Origin of the sequence: Pelolinea submarina (assembly GCF_003966975.1) — a bacterium.
Lineage (GTDB): Bacteria > Chloroflexota > Anaerolineae > Anaerolineales > Anaerolineaceae > Pelolinea > Pelolinea submarina.
The window spans coordinates 2,851,862-2,868,056 of sequence record NZ_AP018437.1 but is presented as its reverse complement, the minus strand read 5'-3'; the positions used below and the strand labels follow the sequence as shown (position 1 = coordinate 2,868,056).

The window sequence follows — 16,195 nt, the reverse complement described above, 5'->3', positions numbered from 1 at the left end:
ATCATGTTGTCCTTGATTGAATCCCTGCACAGTTCTTTGTGAACATCTCTTATTTTTCGATTTCTTCTAGTGCATCCTGAATTACCTGGCGAAATTCGTTGTCCGAATAGAGACCAGATTCTGCTAATTCCGAAAGCAGGGATAGGAGAGTAATCCTGGCTGCATCCTTATTCTTTGGGAAAACGAAGGTGATCGTTTCATCAAAGGCTGTCTCCTGAGTCGGCCGAACAATCTTATACTTCTCTAGCTCATCAATGGCTTCGATAAGTTTGATCGCGCTATAATTCCCCTTTTCATCAGCCACCACCAACCTAACCTTGCGATTGCCTTTGATGGTTAGAGTATCTCCAGGGGTTAATTTTTGCCGTTGCTTGCTCGAAGTGGGATCGGAACCATCTTCTGTATAATAGATCAATCCGTGGCCATCCTCAGTGTCCGCGTGTAGTACGAGTTCACCCTGATATGTGACCTGGTTACCATGTTGGGATAGATCATTTGTAAAATCCACTTTCAATTGGCTGATCTGTGGCGCATTGGTCTCAATATGGTTCTTTCCATTTTGAATTCGTTGAACCATGGTCGATACATAATTAGACATCCAAGAGTCAACGCTTCCCAGGGAATAAGCCTCCGGTAACGTTTTAAATAACAACTCGCGGATGTTGGCATATGCCGTAAATTTCACTAATTGCTTACTGTCATTGTTATGGTAAGTCCCGAAAGGATCTTTTTGAGTGCTGCTCAATCCGTTGTACCAATTTTTGAACGTTTCCTGGATATCGACATCAAGATGAGAAGGCGCTCCAAAGATTTCAGCTACCTGGACTAATATCTGGTCCTCAACGCTGGCTTGAATGGCTTCTGCAGTAGCTTTGAAAGCCTTTAGGTGAACTTCGATATGTGTGATTTTCGCCGATGTCAGGGTTTCGCCGGGTACTTGCCCAAGCATTTCCATCAAGTCGTACTTAATGAAGCGGAATGGATCTTTCGTTTTTGCCTGGCTGAATATCTCTGCTAGTGATTTCTCATCTCCAGAATAGAAACCGAGTGAACGAGCAATGATAGGAAGGCTATCCCACCAATTAACTGCTGCCTGATAGGCTTCACTAATTGTGTAAACCTTCCCCGCGGGTGCAGGTTGGTTGGTGAATATTTGCGTAATTTTGGCAAAATACGTCTGATCCTCGGCGCTCACTGGTTCAAAAATGATCACCGTGGAGGGATATTGACCCTGAACCAAGGCAAGCATATCCTCTGTGCTTGTAAACTGAATATCTGTCAGGTTATTGGGCTCACGTTTAAACCGTAAGCTGTCGCCATAGAACCTTCGGGCTAATAAAAGAAACAAAGTAACAGCAATTTCACCTTGACCGTATTCCTCGAAAAACGGTTTGATGAATTGAAACAAATTTGCCTGTTCTTTTCCTTTCAGCGCAGCTAGACCTTCTAGAAGTTTGGCGTATGCCGGCAGAGCAGTCCGAAATTTATTAATATCTTTTTCAGCTTCTAAATAGCGGGTATCTCCCTCAACGGTTAACACACGTAGAGCCTGGTGATCCACAAAACACTTTCTCAGATATTTGGTCCCCCCGCGGTTATCCGGCCATGACCAATTCACCCGGATGGGCTGCGAGAGATCACAGAGAATATCCCCAGCCTCCTTGAAAATAGCACGAACTTGACCGGATAAATTGATGTGCGCCTTATTTAACTCGTTATGGCCAAAAGTATTGCGTTTACTCCCATAAAGCTCCTGGATCATCCTGTTCGCTGCATCATGGCGTTTGCCTTCTTGGACAGGAATCTCGACACCATTTATCCCAAACCAATACATTTTAGCATTGGAAAAATAGTCAGCTCTTGCATCGGTTAGAACCTTGATTGCCTCATCTCGAATCTTCTTCTCTTCCGCTTTTTCATATGGGCTAAAGCTCTGAGATTGTTTCTTAAACCAATCGCTTTCCAGTGCTTTGAGAGTAAAAATTGCATCGTAAACACTTATTGGATTCCGTGGAATTGCGACACTCACACGCGACTGATTATTCTGAGCAACGGTTTTTTTTGCAGAATCGATGTCGTTTTCATTTTCACAGAAGACATAGACAGCGACCCCTTCATATCCATTTGTCACCCCAGCTGTTTGCAAGCGTTCATGCTCAAGAGCAGTGAAGAAAGGTACAGAATTACTGTTCACAATTCGTTTTTCTATTAGCATAGATGGGGTAGCAAAAAGAACTTTTAACCGTTTATCCTCACTGAATGAGGCATTGTAATCTTTTGCTTCGAGGTATGCTTCATCTCCTCGGAGTGGACTCAGCTCTAAATAGTTTTGAAGTAGGTTGGTCGGACGATTATCTGGATTGGCCTTGAATTGATCCACAAGCCGTTGAATATCTTTTCGGTCGCCACGGACTAATTCATACACCCCGTTGTTGTTGAATAAAATACCAGCTTCACATAATAACTTCAGGCGATCTTCCACCTGGGTTTTCTCATCAGGAGCAACATACTCCAAAGCGAATTCAATATTCTGGACTGTATTCGTGATGGCTACATCCTGTGTACTGGCAATCTCGTTTACAAGCAATACCTTTATGATACGAAGCATCAGTTCATCTGCTTCTTCAAACAAATGCTGTTGAGATTTTCGGGCTAAGTATGCATTTAATTCACGTAGAGTCGCTTCGTAATTGATGACGGCATTCTTTACACGGTCAACAAGGCGGTTGTTGGTGGCTTTTAGGCTATCTTTGAAATAATCAACCAATAAATCTGAAGTGTAAAGAGTTAGCTTGTTTTGATGTGCGATATCATTATTTTCAATGAACCAAGGATAAGAGTAGGGTTGCACATTCACCCATCCCTCTTCTCCAGTTTCAAATTCAGGAGCAAAAAATTTAAATACAGATCGGTTATCCGAACCAGCTTCCCCTGCAAGGCGTAGAAGAGCAAAGGTTGCCAGCGGGTGCATTGGATATATATTTTGTATGATGTTGTTTTTGATCTTTGGCGCTGGCAGCCAATTAAACAAATGCAGCCGGTTGCACTCACTAGAGAACCAGGTGAATTTTCCAGATTGGGATTGGATTTGATGCATCCATTCAGGGGAATCTTTCTTTGGTTGAACAATCGCAGCAATAATATCTTCCATCCCTTGTGTTTGCAGGCCAATTTCAGAAACTCGAGCTTCTAAAGTCTCTGCATTCAGGTCTCCGATTTGTCCGTGATTTCGAAAGGCTTTGTGCCCGGTACCAATGAAAACAACCGTTCCACCTTTCTCGAGTGTAGAATTAGCGCAGTATTGAGCAAAGTCAAGCAACGTAGTGTAATTCACCAGGTTAGCATCGATAGCAGCACCAAATTCATCATAAAGAAAAACGATGCCTTTATAACGTTCTTTGAATTCAGAGTTTTTTAAGAAATCTGAAATAATGTCACGGAGATTATCTTTCTTATATGTAAATTCTGAATCAGTGACCGATTGGAAACAACTCTTAAATGCTTTAAGTGCTTGTTCGTCATATTCTTCCAGACCATCGATCAGATCATTGACAGTCCAATCCGGGAATAATCGACTGATAGCCAATTCTAGATCTGAATAAAAACGCGTCTCGTTCCGTCGTGATTCCCAATCTTTGATCCTTCGCAAAGCTTCACGATAGTGACTGTCTAAAAGGATATTTGATTCATCCTTCTGTAAAGCCTCTTCCAGTGCCCTTAACACCGCGCCTTCAAAGTCCAGGTTTAGACTGTATCGGCAAAGGGCAACCAGGAAACGTCCCGATTTACGTGCTTCTTTAAGCGAAGCAGCTTTTCTTTCTTTAAGCGTTTCTCCGGGTCTTAATAGAACTTCACTCTGAGCTATTTCATAATTCTTGAAAAATGTTTCTATTTCAGGAAGATCGCTTGGACTCGCAAAGTAATTTGCCATCATTAACAAAAGATGGGATTTACCTGTACCATAGCTGCCAGACAGAAAATAGAATCGACGATCCAAAGGATTGAGTGCATTCGCAATTTTTTCAAAGACTTGCCGATGAGCTGCGATAGGTTTGTATCGTTCCATCCTTCCACAATTTTTTAAATGATCGTAGTACTCCTCATATAAATCGACATAGCTTGTATAACCGCTGTTAATTTGGACGATGTCTCGAATTTTTGTCATAGCAAAGGATCTCCCTTATCCAATGTCGTTGAAATCATTCAACCGGAATATGCGGTTTTGGCCTTGCGAATCAAGAAATTTTAACAACTCAATTTCTTGCGACGTCTGTAACACAATTACGAGTTTGGCTTTCATACCATCTTTGTAACTATCCCATTGATTGTTGATGAATCTGAAAAAGTCCTGCCGCTCTGATTTGCGCCAAGTATCCAGAAGAAAGTCAACGCGATCAATCACAAGTAATGATTGGCCTTTACTTTGTTCAATTAATACTTCTCTTAATTTTTCAGGACTGAAACTGTCGATATTCTCACTAAGATTTTGAGACTGGATAAAGAAATCCAATAAATCCAAGTATTTCCCATTGGTTTGTTTACAAATTTTTTGGCAAAAGTGAGACATAGATGGGCTTTTTTCTGGAATTGCATGTAAAATAACAGCCCGGTAGCGTTCTTGTTCAAGACTGATTAAGGCATCAAATACACTAATTGGCATTATTCTCCCCATAAATCCGTTCTAAAACAAATTCTTGCGTCAACGCATCAGATAGACGCACTTGATCGAGATTAGCTAGTTTTTCTAACCTAACTAATCCTGCATTATGTAAATTACCCAATATGATTCTGACTTGGTATTCCGGTAAATTAAGTACCTTACCCGGACTGTATTCTGCCAGGCAAGCATCCTCTGTGTTGATGGCTGATGATCCAGGCGAATACTCATCCCGATAATATATTAGACAGAAAAGAAATGCTAAGTCTGGAACCTCGACAGGGTTGGATTTTTTAAAATTGCCATTACCTTCTACTTCAAGAATTCCCAAATGAGACAACTCGCTACGTGAATAAGCAGCGAAGACTGCCCCAACTTCTTTGGGTAGTTTTTCGGAAACCGTCCTCTCAGAAAAATGAATGGCAAGATCTGAGAAGTATCGATTACTAACTTGTTCGACCGAATAATGATCTTGGGATGAAAGCACAGTGTTAACTACACGATACCAAACAACCCATTCTGGATTACTGGATACAATAAAATGAATAATCCAGAGTGTATCAATTTTTTCGAAATACGGATCGGATTCTATTACAGATTTCCCGAATGGGGTGAGGGTAGTTACTCTTGGATGCACTAGCCCGAATCCAGTCATCATACTAGTCAAATTTTCAACTTGTTTATTTGGAATTCCGAGCGAATCTACAATTTCAGGTTTGGAAATTTTCTTTCGATTTCCTTGTTGTTCAAGAAATTGTAAAATTCTTGAAATTTGATCAAAGTGTGGACGATATCCATTTGTAAATTGAAGTTTCATTATTTAAAAAAAATAAAACCCTACTAAATTGATGAGTAATATAAAATCCAAAGGCAATAATTACGAATTGTTCTTATCATCTACCCTCTAAAAAATGAATTTGATTTTTACTTTTTAATAATACTATATGTCAAGACATTTATTTGTTGATTTGAACAAGTCAATATCTGTCTAAATATAGCAATTGTAAATTATTTTTTGGTTTGGACAGGCAATGAATCGGAATCAAATTATAAACATCACTCTTTTATTTGGTTATACAATAACTTGAATTATTATTATGCTTTCTCTAACAGTATAATAAAGAGAAAACGGGAGAGATTATGGCTGCAAAATTTGAACTTACGAAATCAAAAAATGGAAAGTTTATGTTTAACCTGAAGGCCGCCAACGGTGAGCCGATCCTGAGCAGCGAGATGTACGAATCGAAGTCCGGTGCGCAGAATGGCATTGAGTCGGTCAAAACCAACGCGCCTTTGGCTGAGCGCTACGAGAAGAAGGCTTCCAAGAAGGGCGAGCCGTACTTCGTGCTGAAGGCCGGCAACCACCAGGTGATTGGCACCAGCGAGATGTACTCGTCCGAGTCGGCGCGGGACGCCGGCATCACGTCGGTGAAGAAGAGTGCGCCGGGCGCGAAGGTGGAAGACCTGGCGTAAGGTAGTTTTTTGTATGCAAGTCACAGCGCTCCCTCGAAATGTGGGAGCGCTGCTTTTTAAAACACCATGGGCTTCGACATCCCACGCTCTACCCTTCCCCAGTAGGGGATGTTTCGCGATCGACAAGCTCAGGGCACATGCTCTGGGCAGGTGCTCAGGTCGCAGACCACTGCAAGAGCAGTGGGCGGAGATACTGAAGGGACGAAGCCAAATCCAATGGACTTCGTACTGTCAGTAATCGACTACACCACGGCTTGCTTGATCTCAGTTTGGTAGAAGGGGTCGAAGAGGGGCAGGAGCTTGCGCACCAGGGCGGAGACGCTTTCTTTCTGGTTGATCTCGACCATGGAAATCAGGAAGGAGGCGGTTTCGGGTTGGGAGCGCTCGATCAGCTTACGGGTCAGCTCGGTCAGGTCTTTCTGCAGGGTGATGCGCGGGTCGCTGTAGAGCGGGGTGACCAGGGTGAAGACGACCGGCAGGTTCTGGAAGGCGCGGTTGTCCACCAGGTTCTGCACGGCACGCAGGCCGATCTTTTGGGTGCGTTTGTCTTCCGAGAGCAGCCAGGTTCCCAGCAGGTTGAGCCACTCGCGCGAGGAGACAATTTCCAGGCGCAGGCTGCTCTGCCGGATGATCTCGCCCACCAGCGCTTCGCTGATGCCCGCGGGGTACCATTCGCGTACGTGCCGGATGAATTCTTCCTTGTAATCCCCGCCCAACCGCGCCAGCAGGAACACGGCCAGCTTTTTAGGCTCGAACTGCGGCAGGCGCCACATGGCCTCGGCCAGCGGCACACAATCCTGCGGGCGGGTTTTGGCCAGCACTTCCAGCGCGGATTCCAATTCGTTCATGACCACCGGCGGGATGAAATAAGCCGGAATGCCTGGGTCAACGCGCAGCCAGGCATTCGTGGGGTTCTGTTTTTCGCTGTACTTCTCCAAAATCAACTGCAATGTCCGGATGAAGCGCGTCTCATCCCCGTAATGGGACATGAGCGCGTTCACTTGCGGCCGCAGGCGGGAGAGCTGGACAGGCGGCATTAATAGGCTTTCGAGAAGATCACCTTATCCGTGGCGGGCGCGCCGCAAATGATGCATTTGCCGCTCTCGCCCTGCATTTCGAAGGGGATGTTGCGGATGGTGGCCTTGGTGTCTTCTTTGACATTGGCTTCGCATTCAGGATTCCCGCACCAGTGCGCCAACGCCCAGCCGTTCTGTACGGCTTCCTGCAGCCCGGCATAGTCGCTCGGCGTGGTTGTGTGGGCTTCACGGAAGTCGGTGGCGCGCTGCAGCAGGGCGGCCTGAATTTCCACCAGCAGGTCGCCGACCTTTTCAGCCAGGCCTTCAATGCCGATGCTGATCTTGCCATCGCGGCCGGGAATGTCGCGGCGGGCCAGCATGACGGCTTCTTTGGCTACGTCTTTAGGGCCGATCTCGATGCGCAGGGGCACACCGCGCAGCTCCCAATCGTTGAACTTGAAGCCGGGGGTCATTTCCTCGCGCGCGTCCAACTTGACGCGGAAGGCGGACAGGGCTTTCTCGATCTTTTCAGCGACGGGCAGCACAGCGGCTTTCTCCTCGTCGTTCTTGTAGATGGGTACAATCACTACCTGGATGGGAGCCAGGCGCGGGGGCAGGATCAGGCCCTGGTCGTCGCCGTGGGCCATGATGATGGCGCCCACGAAGCGGGTGGACAGGCCCCAGGAGGTGGTCCAGCAGTACTGCAGCTCGTTGTTGCGGTCGAGGTATTGGATATTAAAGGCCTTAGCGAAGTGCTGGCCGAGGTTATGCGAGGTGCCGGACTGCAGGGCGCGCGTGTCGCCCATCATGGCTTCGATGGAGTAGGTGGTATCGGCGCCGGCGAACTTTTCGCTTTCGCTCTTGCGGCCCTTGACCACCGGCACGGCGGCTTCGTTGATGGCGAAGTCGGCATACACGTCCAGCATGCGCAGGGTCTCTTCCTGGCCTTCCTGGGCGGTTTCATGGGCGGTGTGGCCTTCCTGCCAATAGAACTCCAATGTGCGCAGGAACAGGCGCGTGCGCATTTCCCAGCGCACCACGTTGGCCCACTGGTTGATCAGCACGGGCAGGTCGCGGTAGGACTTGATCCACTTGGCGTACATATGCCCGATGACCGTTTCGGACGTCGGGCGCACTACCAGGGGTTCCTCCAGCGTTTGGCCGCCGCCGATGGTGACGATGGCCAGTTCAGGGGCGAAACCTTCAATGTGCTCTTTCTCTTTTTCGAGGAAGGACATGGGGATGAACAGCGGGAAAGCCGCGTTGACGTGGCCGGTCTCCTTGAAGCGCTGGTCGAGCGCTTTCTGGATGTTTTCCCAGATGGCCCAGCCATACGGGCGCACGACCATGCAGCCGCGCACAGGGGCGTAGTCGGCCAGTTCGGCGCGCTGGATGACCTGGTTGTACCATTCGGAAAAGTTCTCTTGCTGGGTGGGGAGTTTCTCGATATTCATACCTTGTTTTCTCTACTTCCTTCGATAATTTCTGGATAATGTTCCTATTATAGCCAATCCTAAGCGCTTGCGGGGCGGTATTTGGCAACCGCTTGCAGCGCGGCAGCCGCGTCCGGGCAGAAGACCAGAAAGCCGCGGTCTTTTTCGGGGATGTAACCGTCCAATCCGCTGTAAAAGGCGCGCAGGGTCTGCTCCCAGCCGGCGGAGACCAGCAGGAGGGGTTTATGCGGAATGGAGTCGATCACCATCAGGTTCCAGGTGAGCGACAGCTCGGTGAGGGTGCCGATGCCGCCGGGCAGGGCTACAGCCAGGTCGCACTCGGTGACGAGATAGTAAAGGCGCTCGTTGAGTGTGGCGCACTGCACTTTTTCTGTCAGCCAGGGGTTGGGCTGCACGCCGCGCCAGCTTTCGATTTCGCCGCAGGTGACGCCGATGGCCTGGCCGCCGGCTTCGGCCGCGCCGCGCGAGACGGCTTCCATGCTGCCGCGGTAACCGCCGCTCAGGACGGTGTGGCCGGCTTGGGCCAGCCCGCGCCCCAGCGCCAATGCTTCGTTATAGTCGGGTGAATCGGGCGGGGTCTTGGAACCGCCAAAGACGGAGATTTTCATTCTTCCTCTTGCATTTTTTCGATGGCCGCGATGACGTCCAGGGCAGCCTGGGCGGAAATAACCTGTTCGGGATGCCAGCCTTCTTCGCTGGTCATGACGCGCAAATGGGCGCCGACCGCGCCGCGGGTCTGCGCATCCAGGGCCAGGTAAGCCGGGCGAATCTGCGCCTCATCGCGCGAAAGCAGCGCTTCCCATACAATTTCAACTTCGTTCATACCCACACCTCCTCCATGATTAAAAAAAGAGCTGGCCAAGCCAGCTCTTTTCGGGTTACTGTGTGAATTACTCTTCCTTCTTGCTGGCCAATTCTTTCTGGCGGGCATCGATGACGCCCTGGGCCACGTGGGCCGGGACCACTTCGTAATGGTCGAGTTCCATTTCAAATATACCACGGCCGCCGGTCAGCGAGCGCAGGTCGGTGGTGTAGCGCAGCATTTCGGCCTTGGGCACTTTGGCAGAGACGGTGGAATGACCTTTATCGGTATCCATACCCTGTACGCGCGCGCGGCGGGAGTTCATGTCGCCGAGGATGTCACCCATGTTTTCTTCGGGCACGATTACCTTGACGTTCATGATGGGTTCCAACAGCACGGGGCCGGCGTCTTTGACGGCCAGCTTGAAGGCTTCGCGGCCGGCTGATTCAAAGGCGATTGGTTTGGAATCAACAGGATGTTCTTTACCATCGTAGACTTCTACTTTGATGCCTGAAACCGGGAAGCCGGCCAGGATGCCTTCTTTCATGACGTTGCGGATACCCTTTTCAATGGCGGGCATGTAGTTATTGCCGATGGCGCCGCCGAAGACGGCGTTGACGAATTCAAAATCGCCTTCAATCGGTTCGATGCGCAGCCAGACTTCACCGAATTGGCCGGAACCACCGGATTGCTTCTTATGGCGGTGCATGGCCTGGGCTTTCTTGGTGATGGTTTCGCGATAGGGCACGCGCGGCAGCTCGGTGGTCAGGCTGACCTGCAGCTTGGTTTCGGCGCGGCGGATGACCACATCAATGTGCTGGTCGCCCATACCCTGCAAGATGGTCTGGTGGGTGGAAGGTTCCTGATGCCAGGAAAGGGTCATATCCTCTTCGCACAGGCGCGTGAGAGCGGGGGAAATCTTGGTTGAATCCGCCTGTGTCTTGGGGTTGATGGCTACCTGGTAAAGCGAGTTCGGATATTCCGGTGTCGGCAAAGTCAGCGGGTGGGCTTTGTCGCACAGCGTGTTGCCGGTGGCCGTTTCGGAAAGCTTAGGAACGATGCCGATGTCGCCGGAATGGATGGCGCTGACGGAGATGGCCTCCTTGCCGCGCGGAATATAAAGGCCGCCGAAGCGTTCCTCAATTTCCTTAATGGGGTTCCACAAGCGTGTATCGGAGCTGAGCGATCCGGAGAAAATACGGAAATAGGTCTGCTTGCCTACGTAGGGGTCGGCAGTGGTTTTCCAGACATACAGGGCGATGGGGCCGCCGTCGTCGGCTTTGAGAACTTCATCGCCGGCTTTGCCCTGGGCGGTAACAGGTTTGGCCTGCAGCGGGGAGGGCATGAGCTGCACGATGGAATCCAGGAGGGGCGCGATGCCGATCTCGGCATTGCCGGCGGCAACCAGGACGGGGATGAAGGAACCGGATTGAACCACAGCAGCCAAACCGCGGGCGATTTCATCGCCGGTCAGTTCGCCGCCTTCCAGGTACTTTTCCAACAGGGAGTCGTCGCCTTCGGCGGCAGCTTCCACCACCGCGGTGCGGGCATCTTCGGCTTCGGCTTTCAAATCCGCCGGGATTTCCTCGCCGGTTTTCGCGCCGACTTTGAACGCTTTCATGGAGAGCAGGTCGATGACGCCTTTGAAATCCTGTTTCTCGCCGATGGGCAGCTGGATGGGTAACAAGCGTGTTTCGGAGTTGGTCTGGATTGAATCCAGTGCTTTTTTATAATCTGCGTTTTCACGATCCATTTTGTTAATGATCACGAAACGGGGAAGTTCAAATTTATTACAATAATTCCAAGCGATTTCGGTGCCGACCTCAAAGCCGGAGACAGAATCCACAACGATCATGGCACTGTCGGCAACGCTGAGCGCGGAGATCATTTCGCCGACGAAATCGGTATAACCGGGGGTGTCGAGCAGGTTGATCTTGGTGTCTTTGTATTCTACGGGGATAACGGTGGAGTATAACGAGATGGTGCGTCGGACTTCTTCTTCATCAAAGTCGGAAATGGTATTGCCCTCTTCGATTTTACCCATGCGGGTGGTGGCGCCTGTGAAATGAAGGAAGGCTTCCGTAAGGACTGTTTTACCAGATCCAGAATGGGAGACCAAAGCAACATTTCGTATGTTTTTTGAACTATATTCTTTCATTAATTAATGCCCTTCTTTCGCTATGGATTCAACCCCTCAATTTTAAGAGTAAATAGCCTTATTGTCAAAGATTATGCGTTTCTCTTCCTCTAAAGGAAAATTAATTCGGGGGAGGGGCGTGATATTTTTTGGGAAAATGTCAGACAAGAATGTCTGACCTACATTAAATTTGTTCTTCACCCGGACGTGCCCCTCCCCAGCCCTCCCCAGAGAAGAGTACCCATTCCGGTGACAGCTGGATGCTGTCCCGGATTGGGTATCTCCGCACTTCGCTCCTGCGAAGAGCTCCTTGACATCCACCTCGCATGCCGTAAGTGACCACGGCTGCGAGCTGGATATCTCCGCTCTTCGCTCCTGCGAAAAGCTCCTTGACATCCACCTCGCATGCCGTAAGTGACCACGGCTGCGAGCTGGATATCTCCGCTCTTCGCTCCTGCGAAGAGCTCCGAAAATAGGGAGGGAGAAAGGAAGCAGTGGTTTTAACGCCTTCCCTATTCCAATGAAATTGGAATAGGGAAGATGGAGATGGGGCGTTTTTAGTGGTTAAATTGGGGCATGAAGATCGAGAATATCAAGCGCTGGGCGCGCTTCAATATGCATTACCTGGGAAAGCCGCGCTGGGACACGGGTATCACGCCACCTGAGGTGCTGGAATTCCTGCGCACGCATAAACCCGGGCGGGCGCTGGACCTGGGCTGCGGGACGGGCACCAACCTGCTGACGCTGGCACGGGCCGGCTGGCGCGTGACCGGCGTGGAATTCGCGCTGATTGCCTGGCGGGAAGCACGCCGCAAGCTGCGCGGGCAGGCCGGGCTGGAAAGCCTCTACCTGGACAGCGTGGCCGAGGTCGATTATCTTCAGCCGCCCTTTGACCTGATCCTGGATATCGGCTGCTTTCACAGCCTGCCGCCTGAAGAAAAAGCCAAATACCGCCACCAGATTGAACGCTTATTGGCGCCCGGGGGCACTTACCTGCTGTATGGCTTTATGAAAACACCCGAACGGCCGCGCGGAATGACAGAGAAAAATCTGGCGGAGTTCGATAAATTCCTGGAACTAAAGAGCCGCCAGGACGGCACGGATCACGGCCAACGGCCTTCGGTTTGGCTGGAATACATAAAAAAAGCGTGAGATTGCGGCTTAACCATGCAGGATGTGCTGCAGCAGGGCTTCTTCTTCGGCCTCGCTGCTGACGCGGCCGTCGATCCAGGCGGCCCGCAGCTCGTCCAGAATTTCGCCGATGCGCGGGCTGGCGGGCACACCCATTTTCATCAACTTCTTTCCATCCGTGCGGGGTTTGACGTGGCGCCATTGGACGGCGTATTTCTCGATAATATTCCGCTGATGGGTCAGTTTATTGTGCAGCCAAAGCGCGTAAAGTACGACTGGCGGGCAACCCTGCAGCGCGGCTATCAGGCGGCTGTCGGGCTCCTTCCTTCTGCGGTCCAGCTCGATATTGGCATCATGCGCCTGCTGGATCATGTGCGAGAGGTTGTTTTTCAAGCGCAGGCGCTGGATGATCTCCTGGAGGTTATTCGAGAACACGGGCAGCAACCACAGGATATAGGCAACCTGTATTTTCTGCTCCATTTCGGAGGGATGGCCGCTGAAATCATATTTACGGGGCAAGGGCAGGTCGAACAGCTCCATGAATTGAGAAGCCAGGTCATCGTTCCAACGAAGGGCGGGGTGAATCTGCTCCATCAGCCCCAAATCAGCCAGGCGCGTCATCATACTGACCACCTGTTTTTCCACCAGGATCAGGTCGATCTCGTGGCGGATGCGCTCTCCGGAAACATCTTTCAGCAAGGTCTTGGCCTGGCGCATGAGCCGCAGGGTACGTTCTTCGATGGTGAAGCCGAAGCGCTGCTCGAAACGCACCGCGCGCAGCATGCGGGTGGGGTCGTCCACGAACGAGAGCGAATGCAGCACGCGAATGAGGCCTTTCTTGAGATCCGAGAGGCCGCCCCAATAATCGTATAGCTCGCCGAAATGGTTGCCATCCAGGCGCACGGCCATGGTATTGATGGTGAAATCGCGGCGGTGCAGGTCGAGCTTGATGCTGCTCTTTTGCACAATGGGCAGCGCACTGGGCTTTTCATAGAACTCGGTGCGCGAGCTGATCAGGTCGATGCTGTCCGGCAGGGCTGAGAGATCAGCATCAGGCGATTCTTCCGCCAGCGCTGCCTGCAAGGCGGTGTTTTTAGGGTTGAGACGCCATTTGGCGGTGCCGAACTTCTGGTGCGAAGTGATACGCCCGCCGTAGGCATCCGCAAGATTGTCAGCCAGATCCACGGCGTCGCCTTCAACCACGCAATCCAGATCAAAGCTGGGAACGTTAAGCAGCAGGTCGCGGGCAAAGCCGCCCACCACGAAAATGGGCAGCTGCCGGTTCTGGGCAGCACGGCTGATCAACCGCAGCAGGGCAAGGCGCGCGGGAGGCAGAACAGAGGTAATTTCCTCGGACAGGTTGCGGTGTTCGACCCCGCCGCGGGTTCCACCGGCCAGCACCTTGAGCAGGTCGGTGCGGGTGGTGATGGCAATAATTTTGCCGGAGCGCGGGTCCACTACGGGCACCTGGCCCCAGCCGGAATCGGCCATCTTGCGCTGGAGCGTATCGAGGGAATCGGACGGCGAGACGCTGACGCTGCCGGCATCCATCAGGTTGTCTGCGGTCATGTCCGCCAGCCTGTGCGCCAGGGCACGATCGACCGCGCGGCGCGTCAACAAGCCCTTTACCTGTTCGTCCTGAACTACCGGGTAACCTTCGTAACCAAAACGCTGCATAAGCTGGTAAGCCTGCTGCGCGGTGGTTTCAGGGCTAATGGTAAGGGGTTTTTTGGACATGATCTGGCTGACGGTAACGGCCGGGTAAACCAGAATGGGAAGGTCGTCCTTGAAATCCCTGACCAGATCGGTAAGCTGGTCGGGATTTTGCTTGTCGCTGCGAACCAAGGCGGAAGCGGCGCGCGCATGGCCGCCGCCGTTGTAGCGTTTGGCAACCTCAGCCACGTTCACCTGATCGGTGATGGAACGCGCTACCAGGCGGATGCCTTCGCGCGTGCGGACGAAGATGAAAAGGGCGTCCGGATCGAGCAGGTCGCCCAGCTTGTGGGCGATGCTGGAAACTTCGTCTTCCAGCTCAGGTGCGTCCGCCCAGGAAACCAGTACTTTGCAGTTTTGCAGAGAGTATGCTTCCAGATTGGAAAGCAGGGTATCCAGAATGGCATGCTGTTGGGCGGAAAGGGGCTGATTGAGGAAATTTGCCGCAATCTTCAAACTGGCGCCGTTTTCCAGAAGGTAAGCCACAGCGGAAACGTCGCGCGGGGTGGTGTGGGCGTAGCTGAGCGAACCACTGTCCTCGTAGATACCCAAAAGCAGCAAAGTGGCTTCGATAATCGAGAGATGGCCGTTGTTTTCCTGCAGGTCTTCAACGAAGCGGGTTGTGCAGGCGATAGTATCGACCCCTTCGAAATGCCAGTTTTTGGGGAAATCGGGCCGTAATTGGTGGTGGTCGATGACGTACACGCGCGTATTGAAGCGCATGCCTTTGAGCGTGATCATGGACTGCGTATCCACCAGCGTGACGCGGTCGATGGGATCGTTGGGCAGGTCGCCGGCAGCCACGAAAGGCAGATCAGCGCCGTATAGATGCAGGAAGGACTGCACGTTGCGGTTCATGACCGCAGGCAGCACGGTATACGCTTCCTTTTGGAGCAGATGAGCACCCAACATGGAAGCCAGGGCGTCAAAATCGGCTTGTTCGTGCGTCAGAATAACCTGCATGATTTTATTCTACCCGAATATGGCCGGGTACTTTACAGCAGTGCTATCATTAAATTATGAAGGAAAAAACCAGGCAAGAATTCTTATCCGAAGAGGAAAAAACACGCTACGCGCGCCACCTGAACATTCCCGAAATTGGGGAGGAAGGGCAGCGGATTCTGAAGGGCGCATCCGTGCTGGTCGTGGGCGCGGGCGGGCTGGGTTCGGCTTCGGCTTATTATTTGGCCGCCGCGGGCATCGGCCGGCTGGGGATTGTGGACTCGGACACAGTGGAGCTGAGCAACCTGCAGCGCCAGATCCTGCACGGCGCCGCTGCATTGGGAATGCCCAAGGTGGAATCGGCGCAAAAGCGGTTGGGCGACCTGAACGCGGATATTCGCATTGAGCCAGTACGGGCACGCGTGGAGCAAGGCAACGTCAAGGATATTCTGGCGGATTACCCCATCATTGTGGATGCCTGCGATAACTTCGAAACGCGCTACCTGATCAACCGGGCCTGCGTGGAGATGGGGAAGACCTTCATCTACGGCGCAGTGTACCAATTTTACGGGCAAATGAGCGTCTTCGACGCGCAAAAGGGACCATGCTTCCAGTGCGTGTTCCGCAAACAGCCCGACGCGGAGTATATGCGCGCCAACCGCGGGGTGGGGGTGGTGGGAGCGCTGCCGGGCATGATTGGCTCGCTGCAGGCACTGGAAACCATCAAAGTGCTGCTGGGTATCGGCAGCCCGGCGCGCGGCCGGCTGCTGCTGGCGGATGGGTTGGTGCTGACTTTTCAGGATGTCCGGGTGGAGAAAGATCCCGACTGCCCGGTTTGCTCAAAATATTAAAGTAAACACAGGAACGCAA

At 51.5% G+C, this 16,195-nt stretch carries 12 protein-coding genes; 3 read left to right on the top strand and 9 right to left on the bottom strand.

The annotated features are described in order from the left end of the window. Positions 1 to 49 precede the first annotated feature (49 nt). From Pelsub_RS12620 to Pelsub_RS12610, 3 genes are read right to left on the bottom strand one after another with little or no spacing between them, the layout of a single operon-like run. Entirely contained in the window at positions 50 to 4,165 is a 4,116-nt protein-coding gene (locus tag Pelsub_RS12620; protein ID WP_116223389.1) for a chitobiase/beta-hexosaminidase C-terminal domain-containing protein, read from the bottom strand. 15 nt (positions 4,166 to 4,180) lie between these two features. Continuing rightward, the gene (locus Pelsub_RS12615) at positions 4,181 to 4,660 is read right to left on the bottom strand and encodes a hypothetical protein (protein WP_116223390.1); all 480 of its coding nucleotides are present in this window, start codon (positions 4,658 to 4,660) and stop codon (positions 4,181 to 4,183) included. Next, positions 4,650 to 5,474 carry a DUF4007 family protein gene (locus Pelsub_RS12610; RefSeq protein WP_116223391.1) on the bottom strand — a complete coding sequence of 275 codons (825 nt, stop codon included), beginning with the start codon at positions 5,472 to 5,474 and terminating at the stop codon, positions 4,650 to 4,652. The genes Pelsub_RS12615 and Pelsub_RS12610 overlap by 11 nt, the downstream gene beginning before the upstream one ends. A 323-nt stretch (positions 5,475 to 5,797) precedes the next feature. Between Pelsub_RS12610 and Pelsub_RS12605 the strand changes: the two genes are divergently transcribed. After that, the gene (locus Pelsub_RS12605) at positions 5,798 to 6,130 is read left to right on the top strand and encodes a YegP family protein (RefSeq protein ID WP_116223392.1); all 333 of its coding nucleotides are present in this window, start codon (positions 5,798 to 5,800) and stop codon (positions 6,128 to 6,130) included. Positions 6,131 to 6,372: 242 nt separating this feature from the next. Here Pelsub_RS12605 and Pelsub_RS12600 read toward each other — a convergent pair whose 3' ends face one another. The 5 genes from Pelsub_RS12600 to fusA form a co-directional block, all read right to left on the bottom strand. Beyond that, on the bottom strand, positions 6,373 to 7,167 hold the full coding sequence (locus Pelsub_RS12600) for a DNA alkylation repair protein (RefSeq protein ID WP_116223393.1): 795 nt from the start codon (positions 7,165 to 7,167) through the stop codon (positions 6,373 to 6,375). After that, positions 7,167 to 8,600 carry a proline--tRNA ligase gene (gene proS, locus Pelsub_RS12595; RefSeq protein ID WP_116223394.1) on the bottom strand — a complete coding sequence of 478 codons (1,434 nt, stop codon included), beginning with the start codon at positions 8,598 to 8,600 and terminating at the stop codon, positions 7,167 to 7,169. The genes Pelsub_RS12600 and proS overlap by 1 nt, the downstream gene beginning before the upstream one ends. Before the next feature lie 59 nt (positions 8,601 to 8,659). Continuing rightward, positions 8,660 to 9,208 (bottom strand): LOG family protein, encoded by a 549-nt coding sequence (locus Pelsub_RS12590; RefSeq protein WP_116223395.1) that lies wholly within the window; start codon positions 9,206 to 9,208, stop codon positions 8,660 to 8,662. Further along, positions 9,205 to 9,423: a hypothetical protein gene (locus Pelsub_RS12585; protein WP_116223396.1), complete on the bottom strand. Its 219-nt coding sequence runs from the start codon at positions 9,421 to 9,423 to the stop codon at positions 9,205 to 9,207. The genes Pelsub_RS12590 and Pelsub_RS12585 overlap by 4 nt, the downstream gene beginning before the upstream one ends. 67 nt (positions 9,424 to 9,490) lie before the next feature. Further along, positions 9,491 to 11,560, bottom strand: coding sequence for an elongation factor G (gene fusA / locus Pelsub_RS12580; protein WP_116223397.1), 2,070 nt, complete (start codon positions 11,558 to 11,560; stop codon positions 9,491 to 9,493). A 555-nt stretch (positions 11,561 to 12,115) separates the two neighbouring features. On the opposite strand from fusA, the gene Pelsub_RS12575 reads away from it, so the two are divergent. Next, positions 12,116 to 12,691 carry a class I SAM-dependent methyltransferase gene (locus Pelsub_RS12575; RefSeq protein WP_116223399.1) on the top strand — a complete coding sequence of 192 codons (576 nt, stop codon included), beginning with the start codon at positions 12,116 to 12,118 and terminating at the stop codon, positions 12,689 to 12,691. A gap of 9 nt (positions 12,692 to 12,700) precedes the next feature. Here the strand turns inward: Pelsub_RS12575 and Pelsub_RS12570 are convergent, their stop codons facing one another. After that, on the bottom strand, positions 12,701 to 15,346 hold the full coding sequence (locus Pelsub_RS12570; RefSeq protein WP_116223400.1) for a CBS domain-containing protein: 2,646 nt from the start codon (positions 15,344 to 15,346) through the stop codon (positions 12,701 to 12,703). Positions 15,347 to 15,402: 56 nt separating this feature from the next. Here Pelsub_RS12570 and Pelsub_RS12565 point away from each other — a divergent pair, with 56 nt between their 5' ends. Then, positions 15,403 to 16,176, top strand: a complete 774-nt coding sequence (locus tag Pelsub_RS12565) for a HesA/MoeB/ThiF family protein (protein ID WP_116223401.1) — start codon at positions 15,403 to 15,405, stop codon at positions 16,174 to 16,176. Positions 16,177 to 16,195 lie beyond the last annotated feature (19 nt).